This is a genomic window from Aeromicrobium halocynthiae, from assembly GCF_039531385.1.
GTDB lineage: Bacteria > Actinomycetota > Actinomycetes > Propionibacteriales > Nocardioidaceae > Aeromicrobium > Aeromicrobium halocynthiae.
Window position 1 is genome coordinate 46,315 of sequence record NZ_BAAAPY010000003.1, and the last position, 21,230, is coordinate 67,544.

The following is a 21,230-nucleotide window of genomic DNA, read 5'->3' on the forward strand; positions in this document are numbered from 1 at the left end:
CCCGGGGCCACGGCTCCGGGGTGCGTGCGGTTTACCGCGGCCCGGCGGCGCTCAGCCGGCGAGGCCCTCGACGTAGGCGAGGCTGCGACGGACGTCGGCCTTGGGGCCCTCGCCCTCGGGCTCGGCGGCGAGCATGAGGTCCTGCTCGAGGACGTACCAGCCGGTGTAGCCGTTGGTCTCCAGGGCGCGCACCATGGCGGCGACGTCGACGGAGCCCGTGCCGAGCACCTGCCACATCCCGTCGGCGACGGCGTCGGAGAAGCTGACCTCACCGGCGACGACACGCGCTGCCTTGTCGGCGTCGACGTCCTTCAGGTGGACGTGGGCGACGCGGTCGAGGTTCGCGAGCGTGATGGCGATGGGGTCGGCCCCCGCCGCGGCGAGGTGGCCGGTGTCGATGCACAGGCCGATGTGGGAGCCGTCGAGGACCTTCTGGACGTCGGCACCGTTCTCGACGATCGTGCCCATGTGGGGGTGGATGACGGCCACCACGCCGCGCTCGGCGGCGTGGTCGGCGATGCGGTCGAGGTTCGAGGTCAGCGTCTTCCACTGCACGTCGTCGAGGACGGGGCGGTCGTCGTAGCCCTCCTTGCCGGTCGCCGCGGCGAGCACCACGACGCCGGCGCCGGACGCGAGACAGTCGTCGATGAAGCGGTCGACCTCCGGCAGCGGGTCGTGGTCGGCGTCGAAGAGGGCGACCGGCAGGAAGCCGCCGACGGCGGAGAGCCCGAAGCTCGCGAGGACCTCGGCCTTCGCCTCCGGCGCATCGGGCAGAAAGCCCTCGGGCCCGAACTCGGTGGCCGTGATGCCGAGCTCGCGCATCTCGGCGAGCACCCGGTCGGCCGGGAGCTGCAGCCCCCACCCGGGCACCTCGCAGACGCCCCAGGAGATGGGGGCACCGGCGATGCGGTCACGAAGCGGCACAGCGGAGGAGGACATCGGGGACCTTTCGGACGGACCAGCACGGGGGGACGGCGTGCCGGTGCACGCGCGTGTGCCAGTCTCGCCCGGCCGGCCGGGTCACGTCAATAGTTTGTCAAGACATATTGACGTCAGGATCAAGAGTCTTGCTCAGCCTCGCGCTTGAGCTGCTCGAGCGTGCGCCGCATCCCCTCGAAGAGCTCGACGTCGTGGTTCTGCGAACCGCCCATGACCCACCGCCCGACGAACCTCACGACGGCGCCCGCTCGGGGGATCGCCGCGCGCCGCTCGACGACGTGCGTGCCGGCCGAGGTCGGTCGCAGCTCGTAGGACCACTCGACGTGTGCCGGACCGACGTCGAAGGCCAGCGCCGCCGAGCCGTCGTGCGTCGGCGACTTCCACTGCGTGATGCGCGTGGTCGTCGGCCACACGACCACTCCCCGGCGGTTCACGTTCAGACCTCTCGACCCGACCGTCGGCTCGTCAGCGATGAACATCCGCACCGTCTCCGGACTGCGGCGACTCATCGACCTCAGGTCGCTGAGCAGTGCCCACACGCGCTCGACCGGAGCGTCGACGTGCACGTCCGCCTCCAGGGCCGCGAGCCCCTCCGCCGGGAACCTCGGTGGCACGTCAGCGGCCCTGCTCGGCCGCCACCTTGATGTGGCGCAGGGTCTCGGCGATGCCCTGCTCGAGCTCGGCCTCGAAGTTCTCGGTGCCGCCGAGCACGTTCCGGCTCAGGAAGTTCGACAGCGACGAGACCCCGTTCGGGGCGGTGCGGTGCTCGGTGAGACGGGTACCCGTGGAGGTGGGTTCCAGCTCGTACGTCCAGACCGTCCCGTTCTCGGCGATCTTGAGCGCCAGCTCACGCTCGGGCTCGAAGACCTTCACATAGGAGCGCGTCGGCCACACCTTCCAGCCCTGACGGTTGACGTTGATCGTGCGCGTGCCCTGCTTGACCTCGCCGCCGCGGATGATCATCTTCTTGCACTGCGGGCTCCACTCCCCCATGCGGCGCAGGTCCGAGACGACCTCCCAGACACGCGCCGGCGGGGCGTCGATCTCGATGGATCCTTCGATGCGCTCACGGTTGGCCATGGACGTTCCTTTCGTCGGCGACGGGCGTCGCCTGGGGGAGGGGTGGGGTGCCTCAACGAGGCGACGCGACGAGCACGCGGTCCTGGCGCTGGTCGGCCCGGATCCACCGCACGAGCCAGTCGGCGACGGACGGGTGGTTGAGCAGGGCGAAGTGATGGGCACTCGGCACGTACTCGAACCGTGCCCCGTCGACGATGGGGCCGGACCGGCCGACCCCGGTGGCCGAGGAGAAGTGCACGAGCAGGTCGCCGAGCACGCTGCTGAGCGGGTGCTTCTGCGACGCTCCGAGCGTGGAGGCCACGAAGTGGTACTCCGCGTGCGGCAGTGGCGCGGCGGCGATGCGGTCGAGCCCCCAGCGGGCCGTCAGGTCCTGACCCTCCCACTCGTCCGCGGAGATGTAGCCGTGCCGCAGGTCGACGATGCCTGCGGACCGGGTGTCGAGGATCGTGCTGAACGGACGGGACTCGGGCCAGAAGCGCAGCGCCCGGGAACCGAGGTGCGCCACCTTCTCGAGGTTGGCCCCGCCGTGCGGGGTGCCCAGGCAGACGACGTCGCGCACGAGGTGCTGCCACGTCGAACCTTCGGCGGTGGCATGGTTGGTGGCCGACCGGGCGACCAGCCCGCCCATCGAGTGACCGACGAGCGTGATGCGGGTGACGCGCGTGGGCCAGCTCTGGACGAGCTGACCGATCAGGGCGTCGAGGTGCTTGCCGTTCTCCGAGACGTGCAGTCCCGTGTTGTAGCGGACCATCACCGGGGTGGCGTCGGTGTCCTCGACGATGCGCCGGGCGTACGTGGTGCCTCGCTGACGCTCCGCCAGCTGCCACGACTCGTCGTTCTCGCACAGACCGTGCAGGAAGACCACGAGGTGTCCACCGGCGCCCCGGAAGGCGTCGCCGACCTGCCACCGCGTGAGCGGGAGGTCGGCTCCCTCGACCCGCACCGCCATCACGATGGCCTGGGGATCGTCGAGCATCCGCAGCTCGTCGCCGATGAGTCCGTTGACGGCGGCGACGACGCTGCGACCGAGGCGTGACTGCTCCACCGGCGCACCGACGCCGCGGGCGCCCAGAGCCCGTACCGACGCGCTGCCGATGCGCAGGACGCCCGAAGCCGCCCCGTACAGGGACGTGGCGACCGCGTCGTGCACCGACTCCGGCAGGCGCCCGCCGACCATCCGGGTGGCGCCGAACGCGCGGGAGGCGACGGCGCGGTGGACGTCGCGCACGGTCCCGACCACCAGCCGGTCGAGGTGGTCCAGGGCGAGTGCGGCGACGTCGGTGGTTCGCGCGGGCTCGACGGGCATGCCTACATACTGCCGGTATCCGAACGTGATGTGAACCGCTTCGAGCGGAGTTCTTGATCACCTCTCAGGGACGTCGACCGAGAACGACGACGCCCACTCACCGGGCCGGTGGGTGGGCGTCGTCGGACGGTGTCGTCCCAGGGGAGGTCGACGAGCAGGACTCAGGCGTCGTCGCCGTCGGTCTCCTCGTCGGCGTAGGTGCCGTCGCCGCGCAGCTGCGACAGGCGCAGGTCGTTGCCCGACTCGTCGGTCACGGTGGCGCCCTCGACGAGCGACGCGAGCGCCTTGCCGCGCAGCACCTCGCTGACCATCTCCGGCACGTGGTTGTGCTCCATGATGTGCTGGACGTAGGCGTTGGGGTCCTGGCCCGACTGCTGGGCGCGCTGCATGATGTGCTGGCTCAGCTCGGTGTCGTCGAGGCCGATCTCCTGCTCGGCCACGACCTGGTCGAGGACGAACTGGGCGACGATCGCGTCGCGCGTGCGGCGCTCGAGTTCGGCGTCGAACTCCTCGGCGGTCTGGCCCTCGTCCTCGAGGTAGTTCTCCATGGTCAGGCCGGCCTGCGCCAGCTGCTGGGCGACCTGCTCGCGACGGGCGCCGAGCTCTGCGGCCAGCAGCTCGTCGGGGACAGGCGCCTCGACCTTGCCGATGATCTCGTCGAGGACGAGGTCGCGGGCCTGCCCAGCCTGCTCCATGCGCTTGCCGCGCACGAGCCGCTCGCGGACGTCCGCGGTGAACTCCTCGACGGTGTCGAACTGCGAGGCCGTCTGGACGAACTCCTCGTCGAGCTCGGGCAGGGTGCGCTCCTTGACGTCGACGACCGTGACGGTGACGTCGACCGGCGTGCCCTTGAGCTCACCGCCGACCAGCTCGGTGGAGAACGTGACCTCCTCGCCGGCGGACAGACCCGTGACGGCGTCGTCGAGGCCGTCGAGCAGGACGCCCGATCCGACCGTGTACGGCATGGCGTTGGCCTCGGCTCCGTCGATCGGCTCCCCGTCCTTGTCCTTCGCGACGAGGTCGATGGTCAGGGCGTCGCCGTCGGCAGCAGGACGCTCGACGTCGGTGGTCGTGGCGAAGCGCTCGCGCAGGGCGTCGATCTGCTCGGTGACGTCCTCGGCGGTGACCTCGGCGTCCTCGACCTTCACGGTGATGTCGGCGAGGTCGGGCAGGTCGAGCTCGGGACGCACGTCGAGCTCGGCGGTGATCTCGATGTCCTCCCCGTCGGCGAACTTCGTGAGGTCGATCTCCGGCTGGCTCAGCGGCTGGACGTTCGTCTCCTCCAGCGCCTGGCGGTACCAGTCGGGCAGCGCGGCGTTGACGGCCTCGCTGAGGACCGCGTCGCGACCGACCCGCTGGTCGACGATCGCCGCAGGCACCTTGCCCTTGCGGAAGCCGGGCACCTGGATCTGCCCACCGATCTGCTTGTACGCCTTGTCGAGGTTCGGCTTGAACTCCTCGAACGGGACCTCGATGGTGAGCTTGACCCGGGTGGGGCTCAGGGACTCGGTGCTGCTCTTCACGTGCGGAACTCCTGGATGGGCTACGGGGGTCGTCGGACGCCACGGGGCGGGCTCGAGCCTGACGTCGGCGACCACGGCCCGGGGGCGTCGTTCCAGTCTCTCATGCAGGCACCGCCGGGCCCGAATCGCCCGCTCGAGCGCACCTTCGGGCCGAGAACACCTTTCGTTGGCCTCGTCCGCGGCGAGGGTGCCGAAGTCCGGTCGGCGGGAGACCTCCCAGGCGACGTCGACGGCCTCGCCGACGCCCGAGCCGGGCACGGCGTCCGGCCGCACCGTCACGCGTGTCCCGAGCAGCACCGCGTGCGGCAGCGGGTCGCCGGAGGCCACCCCGTGCTGGAAGACCCCTGTGCCGGGTCGCCGGCGCGCGCGACGGCCGGTGCTCCGTGGCTCCACGGGTCCATTGCGCGCAGGCGCGGGTGAACCGACGCGGCCGGGTCCGGTGAACGGCCGGGGACCGGTGGCCGACGCGTTGGGACCCCGCGCGACGGCCTGCGGATCCTGCGCGCGGTGGGACGATCGGACGGTGGCATCGATCGTCGTCGTCGGAGCCGGCTTGTCCGGCGTGGTGTGCGCTCGCGAGCTCGTCGCCGCGGGCCACGAGGCGGTCCTGCGCGACCGGGGACGACGCCCCGGTGGCCGGATGGCCCTGCGGCGCCACGACGAACGGGTCGTCGACATCGGCGCCGGCTACTTCACCGTGCGTGACGACGCCTTCGCCGCGCGGGTCGACGACTGGCAGGAGCGGGGCCTGGCCCGACCGTGGACCGACACGTTCGGCACCTGGAGTCCCGAGGACGTCGGAACGACGACCGGGCCGATGCGATGGGCCGCGCCCGGTGGGTTGCGCTCGCTCGTGCAGGACCTCGCGGCGGGGCTCGACGTGCGCAGCGCCGCCCCGGTCGAGCGCGTGACGGTCGTCGGCGCCGGTCCCAGCGTCGACGGCGAGGCTGTCGACGCGGTGGCGCTCGCTCTGCCCGATCCACAGGCGCGCCCGCTGCTGGAGGTCGGGTCGCCGGCGCACGAGGCGCTCGACGACCCGTACGAGCCGGCGCACGCCCTCACTGCCGGCTGGGAGCGGCGGACGTGGTCGATGCCGGACGCCCTGTTCGTGAACGACCACCCCGACCTCGCGTTCGTCGCCGACGACGGTCGCCGACGCGGCGACGACGCCCCCGTGCTGGTCGCGCACAGCACCGCTGACCGCTCCCGCCGCCACCTGACCGACCCGCTCACCGCGGCCGAGCCGATGCTCGCAGCACTGCGCGAGGTGGTCGACGCGCCCGCCGAGGAGCCGACGCTGATCCACGTCCAGCGGTGGACGTACTCGCGTCCCGTCGCCGGCCACGGTCGCCCCTTCCATCTCGGCGACGACCTCGTCGGGGCGTGCGGCGACTCCTGGGGTGAGACGTCGTCGATCGAGACGGCCTTCCTCTCCGGGCGTGCTCTGGGGCGGGCGCTGGTCGAGCGCCTGGGCTGAGCGCCGCGGCGGTCAGAACACCGTCGAGACGACGTCCCTGAGGTCGCGGAGGACCGTTCGGAACGCCCCTCCGATCCCGGCGTCCGTGGTCCCGCCTCGCCCCACGTGCCCACCACGAGCAGTGACGTCGCCACGACGGCGCCCATTGCAGCGACGACCGTCGCCGTCGGTCCGATGACTGCGTACCCACTGAGGGCCAGCAACGCACTGGCCGGCAGGAGAAGCATCAGGCCTACCGTCCCGGGCCGCGGCCAGCGGACCGATCGACCGACCTGATCTTCCACGTCGACCACCCCTTCGCCAGCTCCGACGAGACCGCGATCGGACGTGTCACCGATGTCCTGAGACATCACGATTCCGCGCTCAGAGGACTGTCGGTGGTCGCACGTATGTTTGATTCATGGACATCGGGGACAGCACGAGCGAGGAGGCCATGGTCATGGCTGCTCGCACGGCGGCTCGGGGTGAGGCGGCGATGTACTCGGCGATGCTCGCGTTCCGCGATGCCGAAGAGGCACGCATCAGTCGGCTCGACGGGTCCATGCGTCAGCTCGTGGAGCGCTCGGCGATCCCGATGTCGATCGGGCAAGCGATGGGCCTGTCGGAGAACCAGGTCTGGGCACGGCTCGCGACGGCCGATCGGATGGTCGCCCACGCACCCGCCTGCTGGGCGGCGTTCTGCGACGGGCTGATCGACGCTTCGCGGGTGCGGGAGATCTCCACGGGATTGGATCGGCTGGAACGGGAGTCCTCGTGGGCGCTGCTCGACGAGAAGGCCCTCGCGTATGCGACCACCCACACCACCGCTGAGCTGCGGGCCTGGATCAAGCGGTTCGTCACCCGCATCGAGCCCGACGAAGCCCTCGACCGGGCCGAGAAGGCCCGCGCCCAGCGGCACGTGTCCCTGCACCACCTCGAGGACGGCATGTCCTGGCTCTCGGCCTACCTGCCGTCCCACCAGGCAGCGGCGGTGATGAAGCGCCTCGACCGCGCCGCCCGCGTTCCTCTGGACGATGACGACGATCGGACGCTGCCGCAGCGCAGCGCCGACCTGTTCGTCTCCTGGCTCACCCACGGCGAGACCACCGACCTCCCCACCGTCACCGGCGACATCGCCGTCACCATCGAGGCCGACGTCCTCACCGGACTCATCGACGGCCACGCCGAGTCCTCCGACGGCGAGTGGTCCGTCCCCGCGTCGTGGATCCTCGAGAACATCGACCCCGACGACACCTTCTGGCACCGCATCATCACCGACCCCGTCACCAGCGACGTCCTCGCTCACGACTACGTCGGACGATTCGCCCCAGAAACCCTCGCCAAGGCCATCAGATTCAGAGACGGCGTCTGCCGAGCACCCGGATGCCGGGTCCCCGCCGAACGATGCGACCTCGACCACCGAGAACCCTGGCCCACCGGGGCGACCAACGGATCGAACATGTGGGCACTGTGCAGGAGACACCACTCCATGAAGGGACACGACGTCCTGCGATGGATCCTGCCCACCGGACGCGAGGTCCCCGCCGACACCGTCCGCGCCGGGTGAGAACCCCTCGTCAGTCCAGCGCGCCCAGCACCAAGGCCGCCGCCTCGGCGACCAGCGCGTCGTCGTAGTCGGCCGACAGGTCGTTGCGCTCGGTCAGCACGACGAGCACGATCGGCTCACGACCGGGCGGGTGGACGAGAGCGACGTCGCCGCGCCGCGGACCCGCGCCCCCGGACTTGTCGAGCACGATCCACCCCTCCGGCGCACCGGCCCGAATCAACGGATCGCCCGTCGCGTTCCCCGACATCCAGTCGAACAGCCGCTCGCGGTCCGCCGACTCGAGCCAGTCGCCCTTGGCGATCGACTCCAGCAACGCGGCGAACGCCGCCGGCGTCGTCGTGTTGGCGGGTTCACCAGGCGTCACGTCGTTGATGCCCGGCTCGACGGCATCGACGCTCGTCTCCTCGTCGCCCGCCGAACGCAGCGCGTTCTCGAGCCCCGCCGGCCCACCCAGCCGCTCGAGCACGAGGTTCGTGGCGGTGTTGTCGCTCTCGCGGACAGCGGCCTCGGCCAGCTCGTCCAGCGTCAAGCCCTCGTCCAACGACTCCTGGGTGAGCGGCGAGTACCCGGCGGCGTCGATGTCGGCCTGCGACCACTCCACCCGCTCCCCGCGTCGGACCTCGTCGGTCGCGTCGAGCAGTGCCGCCGCGACGAAGACCTTGACCGTCGAGGCGTACCCAAAGCGTTCGTCGCCACGGTGCTCGACCCGCCGACCGTCCTGCAGGTCGACGGCGACGACCCCGACGCGCGCGTCGAACCGCTCCTCGAGAGCGCCGAGGTCGCCGGAGACGTCGACGACCGGACCCGTCGTGGGACCCCCCTCCGCCTCCGGAGCCTCGCCGCCTTCGGTGGCACAGCCCGCGAGCACGAGCGCGGGCAGCAGGGCGACCGCCACGGCGTTGCGCATGCCCCTTCGGCGCCGAGCAAGCGCGTCCCTCATGAGCGATCTCCCCCGATCGTCGACGACCACGACGTGGTCGGGATGACAGGATTTGAACCTGCGACCCTCCGCTCCCAAAGCGGATGCGCTACCAAGCTGCGCTACATCCCGGTACTGCCGCAGCAGCGAGGCGAGTCTAGACCCCGGTGCCTTCGCCCGCCCCGACCGGACGTCACCCCGTCTGGAGATCTGAGGTCACCACTGTTGGACGACGGCGCCCGGTGACATCCCCCACACGCCCGCCCGTCAGGAATGCCGGGTCACCCTCGCGTCGTTGAACCGTCACGGACCAGGGCGCACTGCCCCCGTCGATCTTCGAGGAGTGACATGACCGCCGTCTTCGACCCCATCACCGTCGGATCCTGGGAGCTGCCGCAGCGCTTCGTCATGGCCCCGCTGACCCGCAACCGCGCCGAGGCCGGAGGCGTCCCCGGCCGCCTCGCCGCCGAGTACTACGGCCAGCGCGCCGGCGCCGGGCTCATCGTCACCGAGGGCACGCAGCCGTCCGCCGTCGGACAGGGGTACCTCGCCACGCCAGGGCTGCACTCCACCGAGCAGGTCGATGGGTGGCGCGGCGTCGCCGAGGCGGTGCACGCGGGCGGTGGCCGAGTCGTCGCGCAGCTCATGCACGTCGGCCGCATCGCCCACCCCGACAACAAGGACGGACTGGAGACGGTCGCCCCGAGTGCCATCGCCGCGCCCGGTGAGATGGTCACCGCCGACGGCCAGAAGCCGCACGTCGAGCCTCGTGCCCTCGAGACCGACGAGATCCCCGGCATCGTCGGGGAGTTCGTGCAGGCAGCGCGCAACGCGGTCGAGGCCGGGCTGGACGGGGTCGAGGTGCACGGCGCCAACGGCTACCTGCTGCACCAGTTCCTCGCCCCGTCGACCAACGAGCGCGTCGACTCCTACGGCGGCAGCCCCGAGGACCGGGCCCGTCTCGTCGTCGAGGTGGTCCGGGCCGTCGCCGACGCCATCGGCGCCGACAAGGTCGGGTTGCGCATCTCACCGGCTCACAACATCCAGGGCGTCCTCGAGACCGACGCCGACGACACCCGCGCCACCTATGCCGCGCTCGTCGACGGCATCGCCGACCTCGGTCTGGCCTACCTGAGCATCCTCGCCGACCCCCACGGCGAGCTGTTCGCCGAGCTGCGGCGCGCCTTCGGCGGCATCGTGATCGCCAACAGCGGCTTCTCCGATGTCACCGACCTCGACGAGGTCAAGGAGATCGTCGACGGCGGCCTGGCCGACCTCGTCGCCGTGGGACGTCCGTTCCTGGCGAACCCCGACCTCGCCACCCGCTGGCGGACCGGGGCGGAGCTCAACGAGCCCGACCAGGCCACCTTCTACGGTGGGGGCGCCGAGGGGTACACCGACTACCCGACGCTCGACGCGGCCTGAGGTCGTCCGCAGGCCCTACGGTGGTCGGGTGGAGGTCGTCGCGATCGATCAGCTCGTGAGCCGGGTGGTCGCTCGTGAGCCACGTGCCGCCGCGACGCGCGTCGTGGCGATCGACGGACCGAGCGGCTCGGGCAAGACGACCCTCGCCCGTCGCATCCGACGGCGGCTGCGGTGCCCCAGCGTCCACATGGACGCCCTCTACCCCGGGTGGGACGGGCTCGCCGAGGCTCCCGGTCTCCTATTCGACCAGGTCCTGGCTCCGCTCGCCGCCGGAGAGGACGCCGGCTACCGCAGATGGGACTGGGACGCGGACCGGTGGGCCGAGCGACACCCGGTGCGCGCCGCGGACGTCCTGCTCGTCGAGGGGGTCGGCAGTGGTGCGCTCGCGTGTGCGCCGTTCCTGTCGTTCCTGCTGTGGATCGAGGCTCCGCGCGACGAGCGCATGCGCCGCGGGATCGAGCGCGACGGTGAGACCTACCGACCCCACTGGGAGCGGTGGGCTCGCCAGGAAGCAGCCCTGTTCTCCACGGACCGGACGCGCGAGCGCGCCGACCTGCGACTCGACGGGCACAGCGACCTCGCGCACGACCCCGAGCGCGAGGTGGTCACCGTCGGGTGATCCGGCGGCCGGAGCGTGTGGCATCATGGACGACGCTGCAGCGCAGCACGCGGACGTAACTCAATGGCTAGAGTCCCTGCCTTCCAAGCAGGAGGTTGCGAGTTCGAATCTCGTCGTCCGCTCCACCCCGTCCGCCGGCGCCACCTCTCAGGTCCGGGTCCGGCTGAGGACCAGCACGGCGCGGTCGTCGTCCTGCGTCGGGACCTGGTCGATGACCCGCTTCGACAGCCCCTCCACGCCCGGCGCGACCGCCTTGGCAGCGATCTCCCGCAGCCACGCGACGCCGTCGTCGATGTCGCGGTCGCGGGTCTCGATGATGCCGTCGGTGTAGAACATCAGCGACTCGCCCTCGGACAGCACGCCCGTGGTGTGCTCGAACTCCGGCCGGGCCAAGAGCCCGAGGGCGATGCCGCGGGCGGAGTCGACCTGCCACTGCTGTCCGTCCCAGCGCAGCGCCGGCGGGTGGCCTGCGCTCAGAATCGAGTACTGACCGGACTCGAGGTCGACGATCACGTGCACAGCCGTCGCGAACCCTTCCTCCCACTCCTGGCGCAGCAGGTAGTCGTTGGCCGCAGCGAACAGGCCGATCGGCGGCAGGGACCCGATCAGCCCGCCCAGGGCCCCCGCGAGCTGCAACGACTGGGTCCCGGCCGCGACGCCCTTGCCGCACACGTCGACGAGAATCATCTCCAGGAACCGACCGTCCCCCGAACGGTTGGCGACGAGGAAGTCGCCGGCGAAGCGGGCTCCGCCGGCCGAACGCGACGCGGACTGGGCGTGCCAGCCTGCCGGGAGCTCCGGGACGACGCCTTGCGCCTGGAGGCGGTCGTTGAGCTCGACCAGCATCGCCTCGCCGAGCGGGCCCGGCAGGCCGCTGCGGCGACGCCTCGCCTCGAACAGCACGATGACCGCCACGAGCACCAGGGTGACGAGCGTGCTGATGCGACCGGGGTTCATGCCTCGGGTCATCGTCTCGACCGTGACGGTGATCGACACGAAGACGGCGATCGTGACAGCGAGCACGGCCAGCGGTCCGTAGCGCAGGGTCAGCGATCCGACCAGGAGCGGCAGCACGAAGGTGACGGCCGGGAACATCGGGTAGTCGACGAGCGAGCCGACGAAGATCGCCGTGGAGATCGCGAGCAGCACGACGAGCACGACGACCTGGCCCTCGGTCGTCCCGGTGCGCCACCGCATGAACCGGTCGTCGACGTAGCCGACGGCCGTCGGCATCACGCGGCGCAGGTTCACCCGAGAACCCTAGCCTCGCTCTGGCACGTGGGACACCAGAACAGGTTGCGTCCTGCCAGGACCCTTCCCGCGACGGGCGTGCCGCAGATGCGGCACGGCTCGCCCGCCCGGCGGTAGACGTAGGAGCGACGCTCCCCTGCCCGCCGTCCGGGATCGTCCTGCGGACGCAGCGTCTCGATGCGACCCCTCCGGGCGCCGACGCGCATGAGGTCGACGAGGTCGTCCCACATGCGCAGCCACACGTCGTGCGGCAGGTCGCGTCCGGGCAGGTCCGGCGGCACGCCGTGGCGGAACAGCAGCTCGGCGCGGTAGACGTTCCCGATCCCCGCGACGACCGACTGGTCCATCAGCAGACCGGCGATCGAGGACCGCGAGCGCGATATCCTTGCCCATGCGGCGTCGGGATCGGCGCCGCGACGCAGCGGGTCCGGGCCGAGGCGATCGAGCAGCTCGTCGACCGCGTGCGGGTCGAGCAGCTCGCAGGCGGTGGGACCGCGCAGGTCACCGACGACCCCGTCGCCGACGAGCCGCCACCGCACCTGGCCGACCGGATCCGGTGGTTCGTCGTCGAACGTCGAGAACCGGAAGCTGCCGTAGAGCCCGAGGTGCACGTGCACGCGTTCTGCGACCCCGTCGAACGTGACGAAGAGGTGCTTGCCCCACGCCTGCGCCGAGGTCAGCTCCCGACCGTCGACGGCGGCCGCTCCCGCGGTGAAGCGCCCCTGCGGGCTGGAGGACTCGACCGCCTGCCCGCGCAGACGCCGCTGCACCGTGCGGGCGAGCCGGTGCAGGGTGTGGCCCTCAGGCACATCCGCCCGTGTCCTCGTAGGTCGCGAGCAGGTCGATGCGCCGCTGGTGACGCTCCTCGCCGCTGAACGGCGTGGTCAGGAAGGCCTCGACGATCGCGAGCGCCTCCTCCTCGGTGTGCATCCGCCCGCCGATGGAGACGACCTGGGCGTCGTTGTGCTCGCGGGCGAGGCGGGCCGTCTCGACGCTCCACGCCAGGGCGGCGCGCGCACCACGGACCTTGTTCGCAGCGATCTGCTCGCCGTTGCCGGAGCCGCCGACGACGATGCCCAGCGTCCCCTCGTCGACGGCGCCCTGGGCGGCGGCGACGCAGAACGGCGGGTAGTCGTCGGCGGCGTCGTAGGTGTGGGCGCCGTGGTCGACGGGCTCGTGACCGTGGGCGGTGAGCCACTCGGCGATCCGGTTCTTCAGCTCGAAGCCGGCATGGTCGGTTCCCAGGTGGACGCGCATGGGCTCAGTGTCCCAGAGTCCTGCGTCGGTCATCGAGCCAGGCACCGACGGTGACCACCAGCGAGCGGGCGGCGTCGAAGGTCTCGGGGCGTCGCCAGAACGAGTGCACCATGCCGAGTGCGCGGTGCGCCGTGACGTCGACGCCCGCCTCGGCGAGCGCAGCGGCGAAGGCCTCGCCCTGGTCGCGCAGCACGTCGTGCTCGCACGTGACGAGGAAGGTCGCCGGCAGGTCCGCCAGGTGCGGGGCGCGCACGACGCTCACCTCGGGGTGGTCGGCGGCCTCGCCCGGGGCGTAGGCGTCCCACATCCAGTCCATGGTGGCGGCGTCGAGCGCGGCGTTCTCGAGGTCTGCCTGGAGGGCCGCCCGCCGGTCGGTGGCCGGGTAGAGCAGGACGAGCGCGTCGACCAGGGCCGCGTCACGCACGGCCAGTCCGGCGACGAGCGTTCCGCCGGCGGAGTCGCCGATCGCGGGCAGCCAGGCCGTGTCGACGCGGTGGTCGCGTCCGTCTCGACGGAGCCAGCGGGCTGCGGTCTCGACGTCGTCGAGCGGCGCGGGGTACGGGTGCTCCGGCGCTCGGCGGTAGTCGACGGCCAGGAGCGCCCACCCGGTCACGTGGGCGAGGTGACGGCAGAAGACGTCGTGCGTCTCGAGGTCGTGGAAGACCCACCCGCCGCCGTGGACGTACAGCGCGACCGGCGCCCCCGCCCGGGGCCGGTACAGCCGGCACGGCACCCCGCCGGCGTCGACGTCCTCGACGTGGTCGAGCCCGATGCGGTCGTCGGCGAGCGCGATCTCGCGCGCCTCGATCCGGGCCTGCTCGATCTCCGCCAGGGTCGGCACGCCGGACTCCGGCTCGCCCATCTCCGCGAGCAGCGCGCGGGACTGCTGGTGGAGGCTCATCAGTAGTACCAGGGGTAGTCCGACCAGTCCGGGTCGCGCTTCTCCAGGAACTGGTCGCGACCCTCCTGCGCCTCGTCGGTCATGTAGGCCAGGCGGGTGGTCTCGCCCATCATCACCTGCTGGCCGACGAGGCCGTCGTCGATGAGGTTGAAGGAGTACTTGAGCATGCGCTGGGCGGTGGGGCTCTTGCCGTTGATCATCCGACCCCACTCCAGGGCCGTCGCCTCGAGCTCGGCGTGCGGGACGGCGCGATTGACGGTGCCCATGCGGACGCCGTCCTCGGCGGAGTACTCCTCGGCGAGGAAGAAGATCTCTCGCGCGAACTTCTGCCCCACCTGGCGCGCCAGGTACGCCGAGCCGAACCCGCCGTCGAAGCTGCCGACGTCGGCGTCGGTCTGCTTGAAGCGGGCGTGCTCGGCCGACGCGATCGTCAGGTCGGAGACGACGTGCAGGCTGTGCCCGCCACCGGCGGCCCAGCCGGGCACGACGCACACGACGACCTTCGGCATGAAGCGGATGAGGCGCTGCACCTCCAGGATGTGCAGCCGGGCGAGCTTCGCCTTGTCGATCGGGCTCGGTTCCTCCGCGCCGGTGTCGGCACCGTCGGCGTCGGTGGCCTCGTACTGGTAGCCGGCCTTGCCGCGGATCCTCTGGTCGCCGCCGGTGCAGAAGGAGCGCTTGCCGTTCTTGGCGCTGGGGCCGTTCCCGGTCAGCAGCACGCACCCGACGTCTGCCGACGTCCGCGCGTGCTCCAGCACCTGGAGCAGCTCGTCGACGGTGTGCGGGCGGAACGCGTTGAGGATGTCCGGACGATCGAACGCGACGCGTACCGTGCCGTGCGCGACCGCCCGGTGGTACGTGACGTCCGTGAGGTGCTCGAAGCCGGGCACGTCCCGCCACGCCGTGGGGTCGAAGGTCTCGCTGACGCCGTCCAGTGCACTCATGGACCGGACGCTACCGCGCCTCAGTCGAAGATCGGGTCGCGGTCGCGGGTGCGCTTGAGCTCGTAGAAGCCGTCGTAGCCGGCGAGCAGCCGCGCACCGTCGAAGACGCGACCGGCGTCCTCGCCCTTGGGGGCCGGCGACAGGACGGGGCCGAAGAACGCGACGCCGCCCACCTCGATCACCGGTGTGCCGACCTCCTGGCCGACGCGGTCGATGCCGTCGGCGTGCGACGCGCGGACGGCGTCGTCGAGCGAGGAGTCCTCCGCGGCGTCGGCGAGCTCGGTCGGCAGGCCGATCTCGGCGAGCACCTCCTCGTACAGTCCGCGCTCGAAGTCTCGGCCACCGGGGTGGCGGGCGGTGCCGATCGCGGTGTAGAACTCGCGCAGCGACTCCTGACCGTGCTGCTGCTCGACGGCGACCGCGAGCCGCACCGGACCCCAGCCGGTGGCGATCATCTCGCGGTACTCGTCGGGGACGTCCTTGTCCTCGTTGAGCACCGACAGGCTCATGACGTGGAAGACGGTGCGGACGTCGCGCACCTGCTCGACCTCCAGCATCCAGCGCGATGTCATCCAGGCCCACGGGCACAGGGGGTCGAACCAGAAGTCGACGGTCTCGGTGGTCTGCGTCCGGGTCATGGTCGGGTGAACGACGGGGCCGCCGCCACCATTCCCACCCGCGCCGTTCGACCATCTCACGCGGTCCGGGGCCGGACCGTGCGGAACGTGTTACCGCGACCTGACATGCGGACCGCACCGCCCGAAACACGACGTCCCTAGCGTCGGCGGCACGTGGGGTCGATGAGCACCCCTCCAGGTCCCGAGCGAGGCAGCCCATGACCATCGACATCGACACCGTCCGACCCACGACGACCGCACCCCCCGCAGGGGCCGGCGCCCGAGCGAGGGTCCCTGCGCGTCGCACCGGACGGTGGATCGACCGGTGGGACCCCGAGGACCCCGACTTCTGGGAGGTCGAGGGGCGCCGGGTCGCGCGCCGCAACCTCGCCTGGTCGATCTTCGCCGAGCACCTCGGCTTCTCGGTCTGGCTGCTGTGGAGCGTGACCGCGACGTTCCTCGTGTCGGCCGGGTTCGACTTCACGCCGCAGCAGCTGTTCTGGCTGGTGGCGGCACCCAACCTGGTGGGTGCACTCATCCGGCTGCCGTACACCTTCGCCGTGCCGAGGTTCGGTGCCCGCAACTGGACGGTCGTCAGCGCCCTGCTCCTCGTGGTGCCGACCGGGCTGTTCGCGTACGTCGTGCAGCGACCCGACACTCCGTACTGGGTCTTCATGCTGGTCGCCGCGACCGCGGGCGTCGGCGGGGGCAACTTCGCCTCGTCGATGGCGAGCATCAACTTCTTCTACCCCGCGAGTCGCAAGGGCGCAGCGCTCGGCCTCAACGCGGCCGGTGGCAACCTCGGCGTCTCCCTGGTCCAGCTGTTCCTCCCGGTCATCGTCGGGGGTGCCGGCCTCTTCGGCCTCGTCGCCGCGAGCGGCTCGCTGCACCTCGAGCGCGCCGCCTACCTCTGGGGCGGGCTTGCCCTCGTGGCCGCGGCCGGTGCGTTCTTCTTCATGAACAACCTCTCCGTGGCACGCTCGCGACCCCGCGAGCAGCTGCGCGTGGTGCGCTACCGCCACACCTGGATCATGGCGTTCCTGTACATCGGCACCTTCGGCTCGTTCATCGGCTTCTCCGCCGCGATGCCGCTGCTCATCAAGATCAACTTCTTCGACCAGCCGACGCCCGACGTCGTGGGCATCGGCATCAACGTGGCGTCGTTCGCCTTCCTGGGCGCGCTGGTCGGGTCCATCACCCGTCCCTTCGGCGGCTGGCTCGCCGACCGCTTCGGCGGCGCCAGGGTGACGGTCGCGTCGTTCGCGCTCATGACGGCCGGCACGCTGGTGGTGCTGTTCACGTTGACCCGGCTCACGCCGGTGCCGAAGGTCGACCCCACCACCGTCGACCCGGCCACGTTCACGTTCCCCGACGCCGTGACCAGCGCGGTGGAGGCCAACGAGCAGACGTTCTGGTTCTTCCTCGCCGCGTTCCTGTTCGTCTTCGCCGCGTCGGGCATGGGGAACGGATCCACCTACCGGATGATCCCGATCATCTGGAAGGTGCGTGCCGAGCAGGCCGGCCCGGAGGGCTCACCCGAGCGCAACCGGGCGCTGCTGCAGTCGACGCGCGAGGCGTCGGCCGTGCTCGGCATCGTCGGAGCCGTCGGAGCCGTCGGCGGCTTCCTCATCCCGATGACGTTCGGCGCCCCGTGGATCGACGACCCGGTGTCGGCGGTCCGCACCGCCTTCGCGATCTTCGCCGGCTTCTACGTGGTGTGCCTCGTCGTGACCTACCTCGTGTACATGCGACCCGGGTCGCCCATGGCGCGGGCGCGGGTCTGACGTGCAAGGACCCGTCGGCTCGAACCCGCCCAGCACCGACTCGCACTGCCCGTACTGCGCCCTGCAGTGCGCGCAGCGGCTAGGCGGCCACCCCGTGGCCGCCGAGCCGCGGGACTTCCCCACCAACCGCGGTGGGATGTGCCAGAAGGGCTGGACGTCCGCCGACCTGCTACGCACCCCGGACAGGTTGGCGCGGCCCCTCCGGCGGACGTCCGAGGGGTTCGAGGAGGTCTCGTGGGACGAGGCCCTCGACGACGTCGCGGCACGCGTGCTGGCGTTGCGCGCGGAGCACGGCCCCGACGCCGCCGCCGTGTTCGGGGGCGGCGGCCTGACCAACGAGAAGGCGTACCAGCTCGGCAAGTTCGCCCGGTTGGCGCTGCGGACACGCCTCGTCGACTACAACGGTCGCTTCTGCATGTCTGCTGCGGCAGCCGCGGCGAACCGGTCGCTGGGCATCGACCGTGGGCTGCCGTTCCCCCTCACCGACCTGCAGGACGCCGACGCGGTGCTGCTGCTCGGCAGCAACCTGGCCGACACGATGCCGCCGGCGGTGCAGCACCTTGCGGCGGTCCGGGAGCGCGGCGGCCTGGCGGTGGTCGACCCCCGCCGCTCGGCCACGGCCCGCCTGGCCGACGACCGCGCCGGCATCCACCTGTCGCTGCGACCCGGCACCGACCTCGCGCTCCTGCAGGGGCTCCTCCACGTCGTCCTCGGCGAGGGGCTGGCCGACGTGGCCTACCTGCGTGACCGGGTCGAGGGCGTCGAGGAGGTCCGCCGGTCGGTCGCGCAGTGGTGGCCGGAGCGGGTCGCGTCGGTCACCGGCGTCCCCGCGGGCGACCTGCGCCGCGTGGCGCACCTGCTCGCCGACGCGTCGCCGCACCGCGGAGGCCGGGGTGCGTTCGTGCTCACCGGCCGCGGGGCCGAGCAGCACGTCGACGGCTCGCAGACGGTCGGCGCCGCGATCGCCCTGGCACTTGCCCTCGGACTGCCCGGGTCCCGGCGCGGGGGCTACGGCGCGATCACCGGCCAGGGCAACGGGCAGGGCGGGCGTGAGCACGGGCAGAAGGCCGACCAGCTCCCCGGCTACCGCTCGATCGAGGACGACGAGGCGCGGGCGCACGTGGCCGAGGTCTGGGGCGTGACGCCGGACGACATCCCCCGCTCCGGCGTGCCGGCCGTCCAGCTGCTGTCGTCGCTCGGCGTCGACGGCGGGCCGCGCGCGTTGTTCGTGCACGGCAGCAACCTCGTGGTGAGTGCCCCGCGCGCCTCCGCCGTGCGGGAGAGGTTGCAGGCCCTCGACCTGCTGGTCGTCTGCGACGTCGTGCCCTCGGAGACGGCCCTGCTGGCCGACTACGTCCTGCCCGTGACGCAGTGGGCGGAGGAGGACGGCACCATGACGAGCCTCGAGGGGCGGGTGCTGCGGCGTCGTCGGGCCGTGACGCCCCCGCCGGGCGTCCGCGACGAGCTGTGGGTGTGGGCCGAGCTCGCACGTCGGCTCGACGCGCCGGGCACCTGGTCCACCGACGCCTCGGAGGTGTTCGACGAGCTGGCACGGGCGAGCGCCGGCGGACGAGCCGACTACAGCGGCCTCAGCCATGCCCGGCTGGACACCGGCGAGGCGCTGTACTGGCCGTGCCCGAGCGCCGACCACCCCGGGACGCCGCGCCTGTTCACCGACGGCTTCCCCACGGCCGACGGGCGCGCCCGCATGGTCCCTGCCACCGTCACCGGACCCGACGACGACGTGCGCCCCGACGCGCCCGTCCACCTCGTGACCGGCCGACTCCTCCAGCACTACCAGTCGGGTGCGCAGACCCGGCGCGTCACCCAGCTCCGCGACGCAGCGCCGCAGGCGCACGTGGAGATGCACCCCTCGCTCGCCGCCCGGATCGGGCTGGACGGCGCCGAGCCGGTCCGCGTGACCTCGGCCCGCGGCTCGATGGTCGCCACAGCGCGCGTGAGCCCCGACGTGCCGCCCGAGGTCGTCTTCGTCCCGTTCCACTTCGCCGGCGCGGACCTCGTGAACGCGTTGACCAACGATGCCACCGACCCCGTGTCCGGCATGCCCGAGTTCAAGGTCTGTGCGGTCACCGTCGAACGGGTCGACGTCGCGGAGTCGATGCTCCACCCGTCCCAGGAGGCCGTGTCATGAGGATCGTCGTCGTCGGTGGCGGGATGGTGGGCCACCGCTTCGCCCAGGAGGCCGTGCGGCTCGACCCCGGCGCCGACGTGGTGGTCGTGGGCGAGGAGCCGTACGAGCCGTACAACCGGGTCCTGCTCTCGGAGGTCGTCGCAGGTCGGAGCGACCTCTCCGCCGTCGTGCTGCCCGAGGCGCCAGGCGTGGGAAGGAGGCGAGGGGTGCGCGCCGTCGGCGTCGACCTCGCCGCACGCCACCTCGAGCTGGACGACGGGGCGCGGGTGACCTGGGACCACCTCGTGCTGGCGACCGGCGCGCGGGCGCGGGTGCTGCCGCTGCCCGGCCTCGAGGCGGGCGACGGCCGTCTCGTCATCGGGGCCCACGTGCTCCGCACGATCGACGACGCGCGCGGTGTGGTCGCGGGCGCCGTCAACGCCACCCGCGCATGCGTCGTCGGCGCGGGCGCCATCGGGGTGGAGGTGGCGTGCGGCCTGCGCGGTCGTGGGCTCGAGGTCACCGTGCTCGCGTCCCGCGACGGCGTGCTCGACCGCGACCTCGACCCGCGCGTCTCCGCGGTCGCCACACGCTCCCTCGCCGACCTCGGGGTCCATGTGGTCCCCCGTGCCGGGGTGCGCGCGGTCGAGGTCTCGCATGGTCACGTGGACGCCGTCGTGCTGGAGGACGGTTCCCACGTGCCGACGGACCTGCTCGTGCTGGCGACCGGGTCGGTGCCGCGCACCGAGCTCGCCGTCGATGCGGGCCTGGCCGTGGGCAAGGGGGTCGTCGTCGACGAGGACCTGCGGACCAGCCACCCGGACGTGAGTGCGATCGGCGACTGCGCCGAGACCCCCGACGGCGTCAGCGGGCTCGTCGCCCCCGGCTGGGCCCAGGCGGCGGCCCTCGCCGAGCGGCTGCTCCGTGACCGACCCGTCGCCCCCGTGCCGGTCCAGGGCGCCGCGCTGCGCCTGAAGGCCGTCGGACTCGACGTCGTCACCGCCGGGGTGCGCGCGTCGACGTCAGGCCCGGACGACCGCGTCGTGAGCATCGACGACGGTGGCGCCCGACGTTTCGTCGAGCTGGTGGTACGCGGCGGCACGCTCGTCGGCACGACCTGTGTCGGGGCACCCGAACTGGCCGGGCGGCTCTCGATGCTGCTCGACCGGCCCGGCATCATGCCGCCAGACCCGCTCCAGCTGCTGGTCGGGGTCCCCGACGAGCAGGTCGGCTCCCCCACCGCCATGCCGCCGAGCACCACCGTGTGCCGCTGCAACGGGGTCACCAAGGCCGCCGTGCTCGGCGCCTGGGACGCCGGCTGCTGCACCCTCGAGGACGTCGTCGAGACCACGCGCGCCACCACGGGGTGCGGCGGGTGCCGGAGCCTGGTCTGCGGACTCGTGGAGTGGTTGCAGCAGGTCGACCCGCCGTCCTCACACGAGGCGTCGCAGGAGCGTGAGAGAGGTGTTGCAGCGAGGTAACCCAACGTGTGAAGCGACGACACACGACGT

At 72.0% G+C, this 21,230-nt stretch carries 19 protein-coding genes and 2 tRNA genes; 8 read left to right on the top strand and 13 right to left on the bottom strand.

What is annotated here, in order from left to right:
• Positions 1 to 51: 51 nt before the first annotated feature.
• The 5 genes from ABD213_RS05750 to tig all read right to left on the bottom strand — a co-directional run bounded on the left by ABD213_RS05750 (position 52) and on the right by tig (position 5,241).
• On the bottom strand, positions 52 to 939 hold the full coding sequence (locus ABD213_RS05750; protein ID WP_344325714.1) for a TIM barrel protein: 888 nt from the start codon (positions 937 to 939) through the stop codon (positions 52 to 54).
• Between the two features lie 119 nt (positions 940 to 1,058).
• On the bottom strand, positions 1,059 to 1,553 hold the full coding sequence (locus ABD213_RS05755; protein ID WP_344325716.1) for an SRPBCC family protein: 495 nt from the start codon (positions 1,551 to 1,553) through the stop codon (positions 1,059 to 1,061).
• A 1-nt stretch (position 1,554) separates the two neighbouring features.
• The gene (locus ABD213_RS05760) at positions 1,555 to 2,019 is read right to left on the bottom strand and encodes an SRPBCC family protein (protein ID WP_344325719.1); all 465 of its coding nucleotides are present in this window, start codon (positions 2,017 to 2,019) and stop codon (positions 1,555 to 1,557) included.
• A gap of 52 nt (positions 2,020 to 2,071) precedes the next feature.
• Positions 2,072 to 3,325, bottom strand: a complete 1,254-nt coding sequence (locus tag ABD213_RS05765) for an esterase/lipase family protein (protein ID WP_344325722.1) — start codon at positions 3,323 to 3,325, stop codon at positions 2,072 to 2,074.
• Between the two features lie 161 nt (positions 3,326 to 3,486).
• Complete coding sequence (gene tig, locus ABD213_RS05770; RefSeq protein WP_344325725.1) at positions 3,487 to 5,241, bottom strand: trigger factor; 1,755 nt, start codon at positions 5,239 to 5,241, stop codon at positions 3,487 to 3,489.
• Between the two features lie 130 nt (positions 5,242 to 5,371).
• Here tig and ABD213_RS05775 point away from each other — a divergent pair, with 130 nt between their 5' ends.
• Both ABD213_RS05775 and ABD213_RS05780 read left to right on the top strand, forming a co-directional pair.
• Complete coding sequence (locus ABD213_RS05775) at positions 5,372 to 6,325, top strand: NAD(P)/FAD-dependent oxidoreductase (RefSeq protein ID WP_344325728.1); 954 nt, start codon at positions 5,372 to 5,374, stop codon at positions 6,323 to 6,325.
• A gap of 400 nt (positions 6,326 to 6,725) precedes the next feature.
• Positions 6,726 to 7,871, top strand: coding sequence for an HNH endonuclease signature motif containing protein (locus ABD213_RS05780; RefSeq protein WP_344325731.1), 1,146 nt, complete (start codon positions 6,726 to 6,728; stop codon positions 7,869 to 7,871).
• A 10-nt stretch (positions 7,872 to 7,881) separates the two neighbouring features.
• Here the strand turns inward: ABD213_RS05780 and bla are convergent, their stop codons facing one another.
• A complete protein-coding gene (bla, locus tag ABD213_RS05785; protein WP_344325733.1) occupies positions 7,882 to 8,811 on the bottom strand; it encodes a class A beta-lactamase in 930 nt (309 codons plus the stop codon).
• 34 nt (positions 8,812 to 8,845) lie between these two features.
• Positions 8,846 to 8,922: transfer RNA gene (locus tag ABD213_RS05790), tRNA-Pro, on the bottom strand.
• 216 nt (positions 8,923 to 9,138) lie between these two features.
• Between ABD213_RS05790 and ABD213_RS05795 the strand changes: the two genes are divergently transcribed.
• From ABD213_RS05795 to ABD213_RS05805, 3 genes are all read left to right on the top strand, one after another.
• Positions 9,139 to 10,215, top strand: coding sequence for an alkene reductase (locus tag ABD213_RS05795; protein WP_344325735.1), 1,077 nt, complete (start codon positions 9,139 to 9,141; stop codon positions 10,213 to 10,215).
• A gap of 28 nt (positions 10,216 to 10,243) precedes the next feature.
• The gene (locus ABD213_RS05800; RefSeq protein ID WP_344325737.1) at positions 10,244 to 10,834 is read left to right on the top strand and encodes an AAA family ATPase; all 591 of its coding nucleotides are present in this window, start codon (positions 10,244 to 10,246) and stop codon (positions 10,832 to 10,834) included.
• A 49-nt stretch (positions 10,835 to 10,883) separates the two neighbouring features.
• Positions 10,884 to 10,959 (top strand) — tRNA-Gly (locus ABD213_RS05805).
• Between the two features lie 22 nt (positions 10,960 to 10,981).
• Here the strand turns inward: ABD213_RS05805 and ABD213_RS05810 are convergent.
• From ABD213_RS05810 to ABD213_RS05835, 6 genes are read right to left on the bottom strand one after another with little or no spacing between them, the layout of a single operon-like run.
• Positions 10,982 to 12,085 carry a PP2C family protein-serine/threonine phosphatase gene (locus tag ABD213_RS05810; protein WP_344325740.1) on the bottom strand — a complete coding sequence of 368 codons (1,104 nt, stop codon included), beginning with the start codon at positions 12,083 to 12,085 and terminating at the stop codon, positions 10,982 to 10,984.
• Complete coding sequence (locus ABD213_RS05815; protein ID WP_344325743.1) at positions 12,082 to 12,894, bottom strand: Fpg/Nei family DNA glycosylase; 813 nt, start codon at positions 12,892 to 12,894, stop codon at positions 12,082 to 12,084. The genes ABD213_RS05810 and ABD213_RS05815 overlap by 4 nt, the downstream gene beginning before the upstream one ends.
• Positions 12,887 to 13,342, bottom strand: a complete 456-nt coding sequence (locus tag ABD213_RS05820; RefSeq protein WP_344325746.1) for a ribose-5-phosphate isomerase — start codon at positions 13,340 to 13,342, stop codon at positions 12,887 to 12,889. The genes ABD213_RS05815 and ABD213_RS05820 overlap by 8 nt, the downstream gene beginning before the upstream one ends.
• Before the next feature lie 4 nt (positions 13,343 to 13,346).
• A complete protein-coding gene (locus ABD213_RS05825) occupies positions 13,347 to 14,243 on the bottom strand; it encodes an alpha/beta hydrolase (protein WP_344325749.1) in 897 nt (298 codons plus the stop codon).
• A complete protein-coding gene (locus ABD213_RS05830; protein ID WP_344325752.1) occupies positions 14,243 to 15,187 on the bottom strand; it encodes a 1,4-dihydroxy-2-naphthoyl-CoA synthase in 945 nt (314 codons plus the stop codon). The genes ABD213_RS05825 and ABD213_RS05830 overlap by 1 nt, the downstream gene beginning before the upstream one ends.
• A gap of 20 nt (positions 15,188 to 15,207) precedes the next feature.
• Positions 15,208 to 15,825 carry a mycothiol-dependent nitroreductase Rv2466c family protein gene (locus ABD213_RS05835; RefSeq protein ID WP_344325755.1) on the bottom strand — a complete coding sequence of 206 codons (618 nt, stop codon included), beginning with the start codon at positions 15,823 to 15,825 and terminating at the stop codon, positions 15,208 to 15,210.
• Between the two features lie 197 nt (positions 15,826 to 16,022).
• Between ABD213_RS05835 and ABD213_RS05840 the strand changes: the two genes are divergently transcribed.
• From ABD213_RS05840 to ABD213_RS05850, 3 genes are all read left to right on the top strand, one after another.
• On the top strand, positions 16,023 to 17,588 hold the full coding sequence (locus ABD213_RS05840; protein ID WP_344325758.1) for an MFS transporter: 1,566 nt from the start codon (positions 16,023 to 16,025) through the stop codon (positions 17,586 to 17,588).
• 94 nt (positions 17,589 to 17,682) lie between these two features.
• Positions 17,683 to 19,740, top strand: coding sequence for a molybdopterin oxidoreductase family protein (locus ABD213_RS05845; protein WP_344325761.1), 2,058 nt, complete (start codon positions 17,683 to 17,685; stop codon positions 19,738 to 19,740).
• Positions 19,737 to 21,200, top strand: a complete 1,464-nt coding sequence (locus ABD213_RS05850) for an FAD-dependent oxidoreductase (RefSeq protein WP_344325764.1) — start codon at positions 19,737 to 19,739, stop codon at positions 21,198 to 21,200. The genes ABD213_RS05845 and ABD213_RS05850 overlap by 4 nt, the downstream gene beginning before the upstream one ends.
• The last annotated feature ends 30 nt before the right edge of the window (positions 21,201 to 21,230 follow it).